At 65.9% G+C, this 12514-nt stretch carries 14 protein-coding genes; 4 read left to right on the plus strand and 10 right to left on the minus strand.

Annotated elements, in window-relative coordinates; genetic code table 11:
• Positions 1-77 precede the first annotated feature (77 nt).
• Positions 78-587, minus strand: a complete 510-nt coding sequence (locus QO259_RS06435) for an FxsA family protein (RefSeq protein ID WP_285952222.1) — start codon at positions 585-587, stop codon at positions 78-80.
• Between the two features lie 103 nt (positions 588-690).
• Complete coding sequence (locus QO259_RS06440) at positions 691-948, minus strand: ComEA family DNA-binding protein (protein WP_207037376.1); 258 nt, start codon at positions 946-948, stop codon at positions 691-693.
• 269 nt (positions 949-1217) lie between these two features.
• Here QO259_RS06440 and pyrF point away from each other — a divergent pair, with 269 nt between their 5' ends.
• On the plus strand, positions 1218-1922 hold the full coding sequence (gene pyrF / locus QO259_RS06445) for an orotidine-5'-phosphate decarboxylase (protein ID WP_285952223.1): 705 nt from the start codon (positions 1218-1220) through the stop codon (positions 1920-1922).
• Here the strand turns inward: pyrF and lapB are convergent, their stop codons facing one another.
• The 3 genes from lapB to QO259_RS06460 form a co-directional block, all read right to left on the minus strand.
• On the minus strand, positions 1923-3110 hold the full coding sequence (gene lapB, locus QO259_RS06450; protein WP_285952224.1) for a lipopolysaccharide assembly protein LapB: 1188 nt from the start codon (positions 3108-3110) through the stop codon (positions 1923-1925). It lies immediately after the preceding gene.
• Between the two features lies 1 nt (position 3111).
• A complete protein-coding gene (locus QO259_RS06455) occupies positions 3112-3417 on the minus strand; it encodes a LapA family protein (RefSeq protein ID WP_207037379.1) in 306 nt (101 codons plus the stop codon).
• Positions 3418-3496: 79 nt separating this feature from the next.
• Positions 3497-3793, minus strand: coding sequence for an integration host factor subunit beta (locus QO259_RS06460; protein WP_035473690.1), 297 nt, complete (start codon positions 3791-3793; stop codon positions 3497-3499).
• Positions 3794-4140: 347 nt separating this feature from the next.
• On the opposite strand from QO259_RS06460, the gene QO259_RS06465 reads away from it, so the two are divergent.
• The gene (locus QO259_RS06465; RefSeq protein WP_035473687.1) at positions 4141-4428 is read left to right on the plus strand and encodes an FAD assembly factor SdhE; all 288 of its coding nucleotides are present in this window, start codon (positions 4141-4143) and stop codon (positions 4426-4428) included.
• A 549-nt stretch (positions 4429-4977) separates the two neighbouring features.
• Here QO259_RS06465 and QO259_RS06470 read toward each other — a convergent pair.
• Positions 4978-5214, minus strand: coding sequence for an ElaB/YgaM/YqjD family protein (locus QO259_RS06470; RefSeq protein WP_051895978.1), 237 nt, complete (start codon positions 5212-5214; stop codon positions 4978-4980).
• A 232-nt stretch (positions 5215-5446) separates the two neighbouring features.
• On the opposite strand from QO259_RS06470, the gene QO259_RS06475 reads away from it, so the two are divergent.
• Entirely contained in the window at positions 5447-6631 is a 1185-nt protein-coding gene (locus QO259_RS06475; protein WP_285952225.1) for a BaiN/RdsA family NAD(P)/FAD-dependent oxidoreductase, read from the plus strand.
• Positions 6632-6741: 110 nt separating this feature from the next.
• Here the strand turns inward: QO259_RS06475 and QO259_RS06480 are convergent, their stop codons facing one another.
• The 4 genes from QO259_RS06480 to QO259_RS06495 all read right to left on the minus strand — a co-directional run bounded on the left by QO259_RS06480 (position 6742) and on the right by QO259_RS06495 (position 8754).
• Entirely contained in the window at positions 6742-7041 is a 300-nt protein-coding gene (locus QO259_RS06480; protein ID WP_207037381.1) for a YqjK-like family protein, read from the minus strand.
• On the minus strand, positions 7034-7414 hold the full coding sequence (locus QO259_RS06485; RefSeq protein WP_233076715.1) for a phage holin family protein: 381 nt from the start codon (positions 7412-7414) through the stop codon (positions 7034-7036). The genes QO259_RS06480 and QO259_RS06485 overlap by 8 nt, the downstream gene beginning before the upstream one ends.
• A complete protein-coding gene (locus tag QO259_RS06490; protein WP_285952226.1) occupies positions 7414-7755 on the minus strand; it encodes an ElaB/YgaM/YqjD family protein in 342 nt (113 codons plus the stop codon). Before QO259_RS06490 ends, QO259_RS06485 begins: the two co-directional genes overlap by 1 nt.
• A 75-nt stretch (positions 7756-7830) precedes the next feature.
• The gene (locus QO259_RS06495; RefSeq protein WP_207037382.1) at positions 7831-8754 is read right to left on the minus strand and encodes a phospholipase A; all 924 of its coding nucleotides are present in this window, start codon (positions 8752-8754) and stop codon (positions 7831-7833) included.
• Between the two features lie 287 nt (positions 8755-9041).
• Between QO259_RS06495 and mscK the strand changes: the two genes are divergently transcribed.
• Positions 9042-12506 carry a mechanosensitive channel MscK gene (gene mscK / locus QO259_RS06500; protein ID WP_285952227.1) on the plus strand — a complete coding sequence of 1155 codons (3465 nt, stop codon included), beginning with the start codon at positions 9042-9044 and terminating at the stop codon, positions 12504-12506.
• Positions 12507-12514 lie beyond the last annotated feature (8 nt).

Below are 12514 nucleotides of genomic sequence, written 5' to 3' on the forward strand. Positions count from 1 at the left end.
CGAGCCAGACGCTTTCAAGGGCATGCCACAAATTTTTTATCCCTATTCGTCGAAGAAACCTCACGCCACGGTCGCGCTCAGCGCGAGTCACCGTCGCGGCCGTCGCGTTCGAGAAAGTCGCCTTCCAACGGCCGCCCTGCGGATGTGTCATGATCGCTGGAGGCGTTGTCGGCAGCACGCGGCGCCGGCTCCCACTCGCTGTGGCTGGCGCCCTGGGAACGGCCACCGCTGCCCATGACTCCGACTGTCGCGCGTGGAAACCAGCGGCGTGCCAGCTGGCCGCTGCCCGGCAATAGACAGATCAGTCCCAGCAGGTCGGACAGGAAGCCTGGCGCCATCAGCAGCACGCCAGCCAGCACGAAGGTGGCGCCAGCCAGCAGTTCGTCCGAGGGCAGCTCGCCGAGCGCCAGACGTTCGCGGGCGCGCTGCAGGGTGAGCAGGCTCTCACGTCGAATCAGGTGCAGGCCAAAGGCGGCACTGAGCACGATCCAGATCAGGGTCAGCGCCAGCCCGAGCTTGGCTCCCAGCGTGAATAGGACGATGACGTCCGCCAGCAGGAACAGCGCGAGCAGAAAGAGCAGAGGCATGGTGTCTCCCGGGAAAACCGATTTTCCTCAGATGGAGACGACCGGGGAGAAATGCAAGCACCGCCACTCCCTGGCGGTGATCGACCGGACCTGCCGGCGGGACTCAGAGGGTGGCGTCGTCCTTGAGCTTGGCGATGGTGGCCTCGCCGATGCCGCTGACGCGGGTGAGCTCGTCGAGCGATTCGTACTTGCCGTTGGCCTTGCGGTCCTCGACGATCGCCTGAGCCTTGACCTCGCCGATACCCGGTAGCGTGGCCAGGGTCTCGGCATCTGCCTGGTTGATGTTCACCGGATCGGCGAGCGCCGGCAGGCTGGCGGCCATGAACAGCGACAGCAGGGCGATACCGAACAGCTTTTTCATGTCGATCTCCTCTTGGTGTCGATCTCGTCGGTACGACGAGGCGTGCCGGCCAGCGCCGCTGGCGTGCCGGCGTAGTGGGGCGGCTGCTCGGCCAGCCCTCATAGAGGCTATCGACATTGGCGCGAGTCCCTTGACGTCGAATTCGCCCTCGATCTACGTACGTCATCGCCTACGACTTGTGTCACCCTCGAATGGCCGCCGCGCCGCGGCAGCGCGGTGGCAACTCCGGTATACTCCGGCGCGAATTCATCATGCCGGAGATGCCGCCCATGGCCGCTACGCAGTCGCCGCTCATCATCGCCCTGGACTACTCGGATCTGGCCTCGGCCACGGCGCTGGCCGATACGCTCGATCCGGCGCGCTGTCGGGTCAAGATCGGCAAGGAGTTGTTCACTCGGGGCGGGCCTCAGGCCATCGAGGCCATGCACCGGCGCGGCTTCGAGGTGTTTCTGGATCTCAAGTTTCATGACATCCCCAACACCGTGGCCGGTGCGGTCGAGGCGGCGGCGGATCAGGGCGTCTGGATGGTCAATGTCCACGCTTCCGGCGGGCGGCGGATGATGGAGGCGAGTGCCGAGCGGCTGCGTCAGCGCGGGCACGTCACGCGTCTGATCGCGGTGACCGTGCTCACCAGCATGGCAGATGACGAACTCCAAGAGATCGGCGTGGCGGGGGACGCCATGAGCCAGGTCGAGCGCCTGGCGCGGCTGACCCAGCAGAGCGGGCTAGATGGCGTGGTGTGCTCGGCACGCGAGAGCGAGCGACTGCGTGCGATCTGTGGTGAGGGGTTTCTCAAGGTCACCCCGGGGATTCGCCCGGCCAACGCGGCGTCGGGGGATCAACGCCGGGTCATGACGCCTGAGGCGGCCATGGCGGCGGGCAGCACGCATCTGGTGATCGGCCGCGCGGTGACCCAGGCGGCCGAGCCGATGGCGGCGCTGGCCGAAATCGAGCGCGCGCTGGAGGTAGGCTGATCATTCGCCCTCGAGGCCGGTGATCGGTTTGCTGGTGCCCCAGCTGTGGCAGCTGGGGCACTGCCAGTTGAGCTGCTCGGCGGCAAAGCCGCAGCGCTGGCAGCGGTAACGCGGGCGGACGCTGAGCAGCTGATGGGTGTGCTGCTTGAGTAGCTCCAGGCGGTCGCGCTCGCCGGGGTCGCTGTCAGCCAGATAGAGATCCATCAGATAGTCGACACCGCGCAGGCTGGGATGGTCGCGCAGTTGGTCGCTGACAAAGGCGCAGGCGATCTCCGCTCCCTGACGCCGGTGCAGGGCGTCGGCGGCCATGATCACCACGCTGGTGGGTGGCGAGCGCTGCAGCAGCTGCTCGAGGAACTGCCACCAGCCGTCAGCGTCGTCCAGCAGGCGATAGGCATCGCGTAGCGGCTCCAGCACCAGCGTGGTGAAGCTCGGGTCCTGTTCGGGCACGCGCTGCCAGTAGCGGATCGCGCTGCGATACTGGCCGATATCCCACTCCAGCTGGCCCAGAATCCAATTGGCGCGCACACAGGATTCGTCGATGTGCAGCGCCTGACGTAGTGCCTTGCGCGCCAGCGACGGACTGGCGTTGCGACGGTGCTCGAGCGCCAGCTCGCAAAGCCAGTGGGCGGCGGCGCGGCGCATATCGGGGTCCTGGCGTACCAGTTGAGGCTGGGCGATCTCTAGCGCCTGGCTCCACTCTTTCTCACGCTGGAACAGATCCACCAGCAGACGCTTGGCGGCGAGTTTCTGTTCGTCGTCGACGTTGGCCTTATGGAGCGAGAGCAGCAGCCGCTCGGCGCGATCGAGCAGCCCCAGGTTGAGAAAATCGCGGGAGAGTTCCAATTGGACCTGGCCGCTCTGGGCGCTTGTCAGCGCCGGGCGGGCGAGCAGATTCTGGTGGATGCGCACGGCGCGGTCGGCTTCGCCGCGGGAGCGGTAGAGATTGCCCAGGGCGATATGCGTCTCGACCGTGTCGCTGTTGACCTCGAGGGCCTGGGTAAAGGTCTCGATGGCCCGGTCGGGCTGCTCGTTGAGCAGATAGTTGAGCCCCACGAAGTAGTCGCGGGGTAGCGGATGAGAGGGCGGGGCGCGCTGCGTGCGTTGACTGCTGCCCTCCCAGCGTCCCAGCCACCAGCCAATGGCGATGGCTGCCACCAGCAACGCCAGTAGCAGAACGTTCGCCATGTCAGGTGCTTTCCTTGAACTCCTGCGTGCGCAGACGATCGAGTTCCTTGCGCTGTTGCTGATTGTGACGCTGGGCTCGGGTCAGCAGTGTGCGCAGGCGAAGGTACATACCGGTCATTGCCAGCATGCCGAGAATCACGCCGCAGGCCAGGGCCACCAGCAGCCATAGCGAGAGCGATGCGGGGGGTAGCTCGACCCAGATCAGATCCAGCGGTAGCGGCTGCTGGTTGTTGACGGCGAAGAGAATGCCGAGTAGCAGCACGATGATCAGAACGATGGCGAGAAAGACGCCTTTGAACCAGCGCATAGTGATTTCCAATGACGAGCCGAAATGACACGTCCGCCGGACCGGCGGATAGTGGCGTCACGGCGCGGTGACTGACCGATCAATAGCCCAGCGCCCGGCTGGCATTGACCTGCTCGCGCAACTCCTTGCCCGGCTTGAAATGCGGGACATACTTACCGTCGAGATCGACGGGATCGCCGGTCTTGGGGTTGCGCCCGGTTCGCGGTTCGCGAAAGTGAAGCGAGAAACTGCCGAAGCCGCGAATCTCCACGCGCCCACCTTCGGCCAGCGCATGGGTGATATCGTCGAGTATGACGCGCACCGCCGCCTCGACCTCCTTGGCCGATAGTTCGGGTCGGCGAGAAGCAATCTGTTCGATCAATTCAGACTTGGTCATCGACACTCTCCGTGAGCCGTCTGCCCGGCGGTGACGGACGCTGCCGCAAGGGGCATCCGACCTCTATTATTGTCGCTTCAGCATACTGCGCAAGTTTCGATAAAACAACGCATTACGCGCGGCAAAAAGCGTGCGCCGAGGACGTTGGTGCAAATGCCACGGAGCACGCGGCGGACAGGGCTCGGCCGCTATCCGCGCTAACCCCGCTACGGCCGGTCGGCGGCGCTCATAGTGGGCGCGCGGTGGCTCGGCTATAATGGCGCCCGAACCCGCTAACCTGGGGCGACATGGCGCATTGCGGTCTGGCGTCCCCGAGTGGCGGACCATTTCAGTAGTGAGGAGCGTTCGTGGCCGATAACGATGAAGACATTGCGCGCAAGCGCCTCTACTGGCACTCGCGTCGCGGCATGTGGGAACTCGATCTTCTGCTGGTGCCGTTTCTCGAAGCGCGCTATGACGCGCTGAGCGCTGAGGATCAGGCCCGCTATCGCGAGCTGATCGCCGAGGAGGACCAGGACCTGTTCGTCTGGCTGATGCGTCGCGAGTGGCCCAGCGACCCGGAACTGCGGCGCATCGTGCAGATGATCGTCGAGCATGCCGAGAACACTGACCGCGATCGGCGTCAGGCGCTCTAGGCTGGCGCTGGCACTCGGCGCCGGGTGGGTCGTGGCGCTGACGCTGTTTGCTGCGTACTTTCTCGGCCCGGACGTGGCGTCTTGTCTGGGGGTTGTCGGATTGGCGGGGCTCGTCTGGGAATGGCTGCGCCAGCCACGGTTACGCTATCTACGCTGTCGTGAGGAGGGTGGGCTGAGGTACTGGGAAAGCTCCCAGGATGCACACTCTTGGCACGGCGTGCACTGTCGTCCGCTACGAGTGGCACCTTGGGTATGCGGGCTGTCTCTCGACGGCCGACATTGGTGGCTATGGCCAGACGCCTGCGATGTCGCCGAGATGCGAAGGCTGCGCCAGCTTCTGCTTGCAGAGCTTCAGTCAATCTCCAACGGTGCTTGAGTGCTCGTGAGGTGGGGGATGGCGCACTTGCTTTACGCCCGCTTCACTAGCTCAGACGACCAAGGCCTTCGGACGACCAAGGCCGGCTATGGCAAGAGTAATAGACCTCGGCAGCTCGCTGTGGGGTCGACACGGTCGCGGCCCGGTGGCTGGTGCCACCGGGCCGCAGTGGCTCACCGACGGCCGACAAAGAAGCCGATCGCGAAGCCGGCCAGGGCGGCGACGCCGATCCCGCTCCAGGCATTGCGGTGAACATAGTCGTCGGTGTCCCGCCATGCCTCTTCGGCGTGCTCCATCAGATCCTGGCCCATGTCATCGGCGCGCTGACGCGCACGCTGCACGCCGGCACGTCCACGCTGCTTGGCCTCACGATAGTAGTGACGGGCGTCGTCTCGATAGTGTCTGCTCATGGATCTTCCTTAATCGAAGTGGATGAATCGCGGGCGAGAGCGTCGCATTCTCAGTGTAGTTGCAGATTCATGACGCGCTAGGCCTTGCCTTGGCGTTTGCGGCCGCGAATCGACGGGGCAATCCCAAGGAGGCAGCGCTAAGCCGCCTGCCGATTCGCCACCGCCGCCGGGCGAAGCGGTGTTTCCCTGTTAGAATGCGCGCCCACTCAACGCCGCCGGGAGCCGCCAGACCATGCCCTCATCCTATGACGTCATCGTGATCGGTGCCGGTGCCGCCGGGCTGATGTGCGCACTCACCGCGGGCTATCGCGGGCAGCGAGTTCGGGTCATCGACCACGCCAACAAGGCGGGCAAGAAGATCCTGATGTCCGGCGGCGGGCGCTGCAATTTCACCAATCTGGCCACCGCGCCCCGCCACTTCTTCTCGCGCAACCCGCACTTCGCGATCTCGGCGCTCAAGCGCTATACCCCGCAGCATTTCGTCGAGCTGGTCGAACGTCACGGCATCGAGTATGTCGAGAAGGCGCCGGGTCAGCTGTTCTGCGCCGATTCGGCCAAGGCGATCGTCGAGATGCTGCTCACCGAGTGCGCCTGGGCCGGGGTCGAGGTGTCGCTGTCGACCACGGTCGAGCGGGTCGAGCGTCTGGGGGAGGGCATGCGCCTGAGGAGCTCTGCCGGCACGCTCGACGCCGGTGCCGTGGTGGTCGCCAGCGGTGGGCTGTCGATCCCGACCCTGGGCGCCAGTGGTTTCGGCTACGAGCTGGCGCGCCAGTTCGGTTTGGAGGTGACCGCAACCCGGGCGGCGCTGGTGCCGTTCACCGTGACCTCGCAGTGGAAGACGGCGCTCGCGGCGCTATCCGGGCTCTCCTGCCAGGTGGCGGTGAGCTGCGGCGATGGCCACTACCGCGAGCCGCTGCTGTTCACCCATCGCGGGCTCTCCGGGCCGGCCATGCTGCAGGCCTCCAGTCACTGGGAGCCAGGCATGGCGCTGACCATCGACTGGCTGCCGCAGCTCGAGGTGGCAGAGGCCTTGCGCCAGGGCCGGCGTGAAGCGCCGCGCAAGCGTCTTGCTGGCTGGCTGGGCGAGCACTTGCCGCGTCGTCTGGCCCAGGCGCTGGGCGAGTGGCAGGGGTGGCCGGATACGCCGCTGGCGGATCTCTCCAATGCCCAGATCGAGGCTCTAGCCGAGGCGCTGACGCGGTGGCAGTTCAAGCCCGCCGGTACCGAGGGCTGGCGCACGGCAGAGGTCACGCTGGGCGGGGTCGATACCGGCGCCGTCTCTTCCAAGACCTTTGCCGTCGAGGGGTTGCCGCAGCTGCGCTTCATTGGTGAGGTGCTGGATGTCACCGGCCAGCTGGGTGGCTTCAACTTCCAGTGGGCGTGGGCGTCGGGGGTGGCCTGCGGTCAGGCCGTGTAAATCCTGGGAGAATATAAGAGGAGCGTATAAGAGGGGGCGTATGAGAGAGGCGACGGCCGCCGGTGAGGGCGGCCGTGCGCATGTCGCGTAACCTGGAGACGGGTCGCGGCTCAGCGCCGACGCCCGCGGGTAGCGCGGTAGAGGGCCTTGCCGCGGTTGTACATCATCAATCCGGTCAGTGCGCGCCGGAGCAGGCGGCCGGTCGCGCGGGGCTTGCGCGCGCCACGCAGGGCGAACAGGCTGCCGGCCGCCATCAGCGGCACCCGCCAGCTCATCAGTTTCTCCCAGGCGCTATCGATCGGGGCGGTGGCATCGCGCCACTCGCGCATGGCGGCGGTCATCTCCAGACGCTGCTGCAGAATCTCGTGCTCGAGCGCTTCGATTCGCTGACGGTGGCTGCGTTCACTCATGATCCGGCCTCAGTGCCTGGCGGTCGTGGTCGAGGTGGCGCAGCGTCGCCGCCATCAGCTTGCGCCGGCGGGCCACGCGGCGGGCAGCGAGGATCAGACCGGCGGCGATCACGAACAGGGCACCGGCACAGATCGCGATCACCTGCAGGCGATTCTCCTCCCAGTACACCACCACGATCAGCAGCAGCAGCATGCCGACGGCGAAGGAGAGCATGATCAAGCCTGCGCCGGCCAGCAGCAGCAGCGTGAGCAGTCGCTCACGCTCGGCTTCCCACTCGACCACGGCGAGACGCAGGCGTGTCTCACCGGTGTCGATCAGGTTGGCAATCAGCCGCCGCGCCGCACCGATCACATTTTCGGCGGGCCCCGCCATCAGCGCCGCCCCAGCAGCAGCCCCAGTACCACGCCGGCAGCCGCACCGATACCGATGCTGGTCCACGGGTTGTCACGCACATAGCGATCGGTGGCGTCGATCTGTTCGCGCGCGCTGTCGTAGAGCGCTTCGCCGCGCGCTTCGAGTCGCTCGCGGGTGTCCTGCAGGCGCTGCTGGGCACGCTCGCGCAGTTCGGCGATGTTGCTGCGCGAATCATCCGCGGTGGCGTGGATCAGCTCCTCGACCGTCTGCGACAGATGACGCAGATCTTCCTTGAGCTGTGCGGTTGAGGCTTCGCGCTCGCGGCCTGCGTGTTGGCCGCCAGTGGGTTGCATGGTCATGGGTGTCTTCCTTTGACAGTCGATTGGCAGAGTGCTGACGAACAGCAGTCAGCATAGTCAGCCCGGCGTCAGGCATCAACGCGTGCCGGGGATCCCGGCGAGGAAGGTGTTGATGCTGAAGCCCAGCCCGAAACGCTGCACGTCGTTGTCGTAGTCGATCAGGCTCTCGCCGTAGCCGCGGTAGTACTGCACATAGCCGCGGACCTTGCCGAACAGCGGGAAGGAGTAGTCGAGCTGGCCGCCGTAGTGGGCCTGGCCCGGGTTGCCGCGCAGCATCAGCGACACTTCCTGATCGCCGATCGCGCGCACCAGGGTGATATCGCCATAGCCGATGTAGTCCTCGAGATCGGGGTTGTCATCGTCGCGATCCTTCTCGGGAATGCGCCAGTGGGGCGCCACGCTGAAGGCCCAGTCGCCACGCTGGAAGATCGTCTCCGCATAGAGGCGGTTCCAACTGCGTGACAGCGGGTCGGAGCGTCCGTTTGACTGGTGAGCGAAGCCGATCCGGTTGATGGTGTTGGTCCAGCCGAGCACGGTCCAGCTGTTGTCGAAGCTCATGAAGGCTTCCGGCTCGTAGTTGGTTTCGCGGAACGGCGAGGAGGCCTCGGAATTGTAGGCCTGCCACCAACTGCGCTGGGTATAGGCGAAGTAGAGATCACCATTGCGGCCGAGGATGTCGTCGAGCAGCTTGACCTTGAAACTGAGCTGGAACTTCACTTCGGAGTGATCGACGCCGCCGTCGGTGGAGATCTCGCGGAAGTCGGCCTCGTCCGGGTTGGTGTTGTAGGTCCACGGCATGACGTAGTTGCGCCGATAGGCGGTAATCGCCAGCGGGTTGTCGGCCGTTTCCGCTTCCAGATCCCGGCGAACCTCAGCCTTCTCGCTCGCCTGCTGGACCGGATCAGACGTGGCCTCGGTGGTCTGGGCCAGCGCCAGCGGTGCCGTCAGCGTGCTCATGACCATGAGGCTTGAAAAGGAGAGTGAGCGGATTGGCGTCATGAGACTGTCCTGTCGATAGAGTCCTGGTCGCGAAGGCGGATCGCGGCGGCTGCCGAGGCGCTTCGTGGGTCGTCGTAACGCCGGCAGCCCTTGCCTCTGAGGCAGGATGGCGACGTCGAGCCGGGGCGATGCGCTCATATGCATGCGGTGCGTCGCCCGGGCCTGATGATAGAGCCAAGCGGGTGAGCCTGGCGAGTGGTGCTGGCGATCGGCACTGAAACCCTGGAAAATCGCCCCGACGATTCCAGGGACGTTTCCCCGGGGGACGGTGTTTACAAGGAGTTGGCATGTCGGATCACCCGCTCGGGTCACTCGCCAGGCGCGCTGCCCCTGGCGCTGCGCAGCTTATCATGCGCACGCTGTTGGCAGTTTGCCTATTGCTGGTCAGCGCGGTCGCGCTGGCGCAGCAGCCGGACAATCTACCGTCGCGGCAGCAACTCGAGACGGAACTCGACAAGCTCAAGCAGATCGAGACCCCGAGTGAGCAGCAGAAGGCCGATCTGGAGCAGCTGCGCGCGGCGCTGCAGGCACTCGATGGGTTGGAAGCGACGCGTAAGGATCTCGAAACGCTGGAGCGCAACGTGCGTCAGGCGCCGCAGCAGCGGCGTGAGCTCCAGCGCCAACTCTCTGCGTTGAGCGAGGATCGGCCGCCGGATGCCGCTGCCCTCGACAAGCTGTCGGTGGATTCGCTGGCCGAGCGTACCACCGATGCGCTCGACCAGTTGGAGACGCTGCAGAACCAGCTGGCCACGGTCAATGCCCGCTTGATCAGTGCCGAGACGCTGCCCGAACGCGCGCAGTCGGCGATGGCCGAAGCGATGGATCGGGCCGAGCAGGCAAGGGGCAAGGTGCAGACCCGCAGCGACGATCAGGACGCCGCCTTCGACCCCGCCCAGGCGCGCTACCAGCTGGCACTGGCGCTGGCCGAATTGCAGACCGAGTACCACCGTCGCGAACTGGCCAACAATACCCAGCTGCGTGAACTCGACGTGCTGCGTCGTGATCTGCTGGCGCGCCAGGTGGCGGTGCAGGAGGCGCGTCTCGACGCGCTGCAGGCGGCGCTCGATCGTGCCCGCCGCGCACAATCCGAGCAGGCGGTGGCGGATGTCAGCGAGGAGGACGCCAGTACCATTGCCGAACACCCGGTGCTGAGTGAGATCCAGGCGGCCAACCGCGACCTCAGTGATCGCCTGCTGACGGTGACCGACCGTACCAACCAGCTGATTCGACGGGCGATCGACGTGCGTTCGCAGCTCGACCGTGTACGCCAGGTGCGGCGCACCCTCAACGAGCAGATCGAGGCGATTCGCGGCAGTCCCTTGCTCTCGCGCATTCTCAACGAGCAGCGCCACGCGCTGCCCGAGCTGGACACTCTGGGCGGGCTGCAGGGAGAGATCGCCCAGGCCCGGCTGAGCCAGTTCGATCTCGTCGACCAGCGCGATGCACTGCGCCAGCCGGAAGTGCTGGCCAAGAAGAGCCTGGAGGATGCCGGTATCACGGTGACGCCGTCGCTGGTCGATGCGCTGGTCAAGCTGTTCCGCTCGCGCAGCGAGATCCTCGAGCAGCTCGATGCCGAGTACGGCAACCTGCTCACCGTGGCGATCGATCTGCAGCTCAATCAGGAGCAGCTGGCGAGTATCACCACCTCGCTGCGCGCGATCATCGAAGAGCAGCTGTTCTGGGTCGCCAGTGCGCGTCCGCTGACGCTCTCCTGGTGGCGTGACATGCCCGTCGATATGGCGCGTCAGGTGAGCCGCGGCGAGTGGCAGCAGGCCCTGATGAGCCTGTGGCAGGTGCCCGACCTGCGTGCCCTGGGGGTGATCCCGGTGATCCTGATCACCGGCGTGCTGTTGCTGCTGCGCCGGCGCATCAAGGTGCGTCTGCTCAACCTCCACGAGCAGATCGGGCGGCTCAAGCGTGATACCCAGATGCACACCCCGCGGGCAATCTTCTATAACGCCCTGCTGGCGGCTCACGGCCCGCTGCTGCTGGCGGCGGTGGGCGGTCTGCTGCGTCTCGGCGGGGACGATTTCGCCGAACGCCTGGGCAGCACGCTGCTGCAGCTGGCGCTGGCCTGGGGCGTGCTCGGCTGGGCGCGTCGGCTGCTGGTTGCCGATGGGGTCGCCACGCGCCATTTTCACTGGTCTTCGGGCTATGTTGCGCGCCTGCGCGGGCTGCTGCTGTGGCTGGGCTTCTCGCTGATCCCGGTGATCCTGGTCAGCGGAATCTCGCCGGGAAGTCAGGCCGAGCTGTCGAGCAGGCCACTGTCGCTATTGCTGCTGCTCGCCGGGCTACTGGCGATGAGCGCGATCCTGGTGCGCCTGATCCTGGCCCACGTGCCCTATTTCGGACTCAAACTGTTCCGTCTGCTGCTGGGATTGGGTCTGGCACTGGTGCCGCTGATCCTGGCCGGGATGATCGCGCTCGGCTACGAGTACGCGGCGCTGCGCCTGATCGGGCGCTTCATCAACTCGCTCTACCTCTTCGGGCTGTGGATTCTGGTCGAGGCGACCGTGGTGCGCGGGCTGGCGGTGGCGCAGCGGCGGCTGGCCTATCGGCGTGCGGTGGCGCGGCGGCGGGCACAGATTCAGGAGGGCGCCGAGGGGGGCCTCGAGGTGGTCGAGGAGCCGCCGCTGGACATGGAACAGGTCAATCAGCAGTCGCTGCGACTCTCCAAGCTGATCCTGTTCATCGGCTTCACCTTCGCCTTCTACCTGATCTGGTCGGATCTGCTCGAGGTGTTCTCCTACCTCGACCACGTGCGGGTGTGGGAGATCCAGCACGGCCAGGGCGAAGCGATGACGGTCGATCCGATCACCTTCGCCGATGTGATCATCGCCCTGATCACTCTGGCGCTGACCATGATGATGGCGCGCAACCTGCCGGGCCTGCTCGAGGTGATGGTGCTGTCGCGGCTGAGCCTCAAGCAGGGCAGCGCCTATGCCATCTCCTCGCTGCTCTCCTATACCATCGTCGGCTCCGGGGTGGTCGCGGCGCTGGGGACCCTCGGGGTGTCGTGGGACAAGCTGCAGTGGCTGGTGGCGGCACTCGGTGTGGGTCTCGGCTTCGGTCTGCAGGAGATCTTTGCCAATTTCATCTCTGGCCTGATCATCCTGTTCGAGCGCCCGATGCGGATCGGCGACACCATCACCCTGGGGCAGCTGCACGGCTCGGTCAGCCGGATCCGCATCCGCGCCACCACGGTGACCGACTTCGACCGCAAGGAGATCATCATCCCCAACAAGACCTTCGTCACCGATCAACTGATCAACTGGTCGCTGTCGGACAACGTCACCCGGGTAGTGCTGACCTATGGGGTCGCCCACGGCTCGGACCTGGATACGGTGCATCGGCTGCTGCGTCAGGCCGCCGAAGGCAATCGTCGGGTGCTCAAGGACCCCGAGCCGCAGGTGTTCTGTATCAGCTACGGGCCGACCGCGTTCAACTTCGAGCTGCGTATCTTCGTCAACGACCTGCTCGACCGGCTATACGCCAGCGACGAGATCAACCGCGAGCTCGACCGGCTGTTCCGCGAGCATGGCATTCGTGTCGCCTTCAACCAGATGGACGTATGGCTGCACGGCGACAACGGCCAGGCGGCCAAGGTCCAGAGCCGCCGGCCAGACGAGTCGGTGGCGCTGGGCGAGCCCAAGCGACGCCAGGCGCGCAGCGGCGACGATGGCCACCTGGGTGACAGCGATGTGGGCGGTGCCGGCCCGGATGGCGGTGACGGTGGCGACGGCGGGCGCTGAGGCGAGCG

Origin of the sequence: Salinicola sp. JS01, from assembly GCF_030284585.1 — a bacterium.
In the GTDB taxonomy this organism is placed as follows: domain Bacteria; phylum Pseudomonadota; class Gammaproteobacteria; order Pseudomonadales; family Halomonadaceae; genus Salinicola.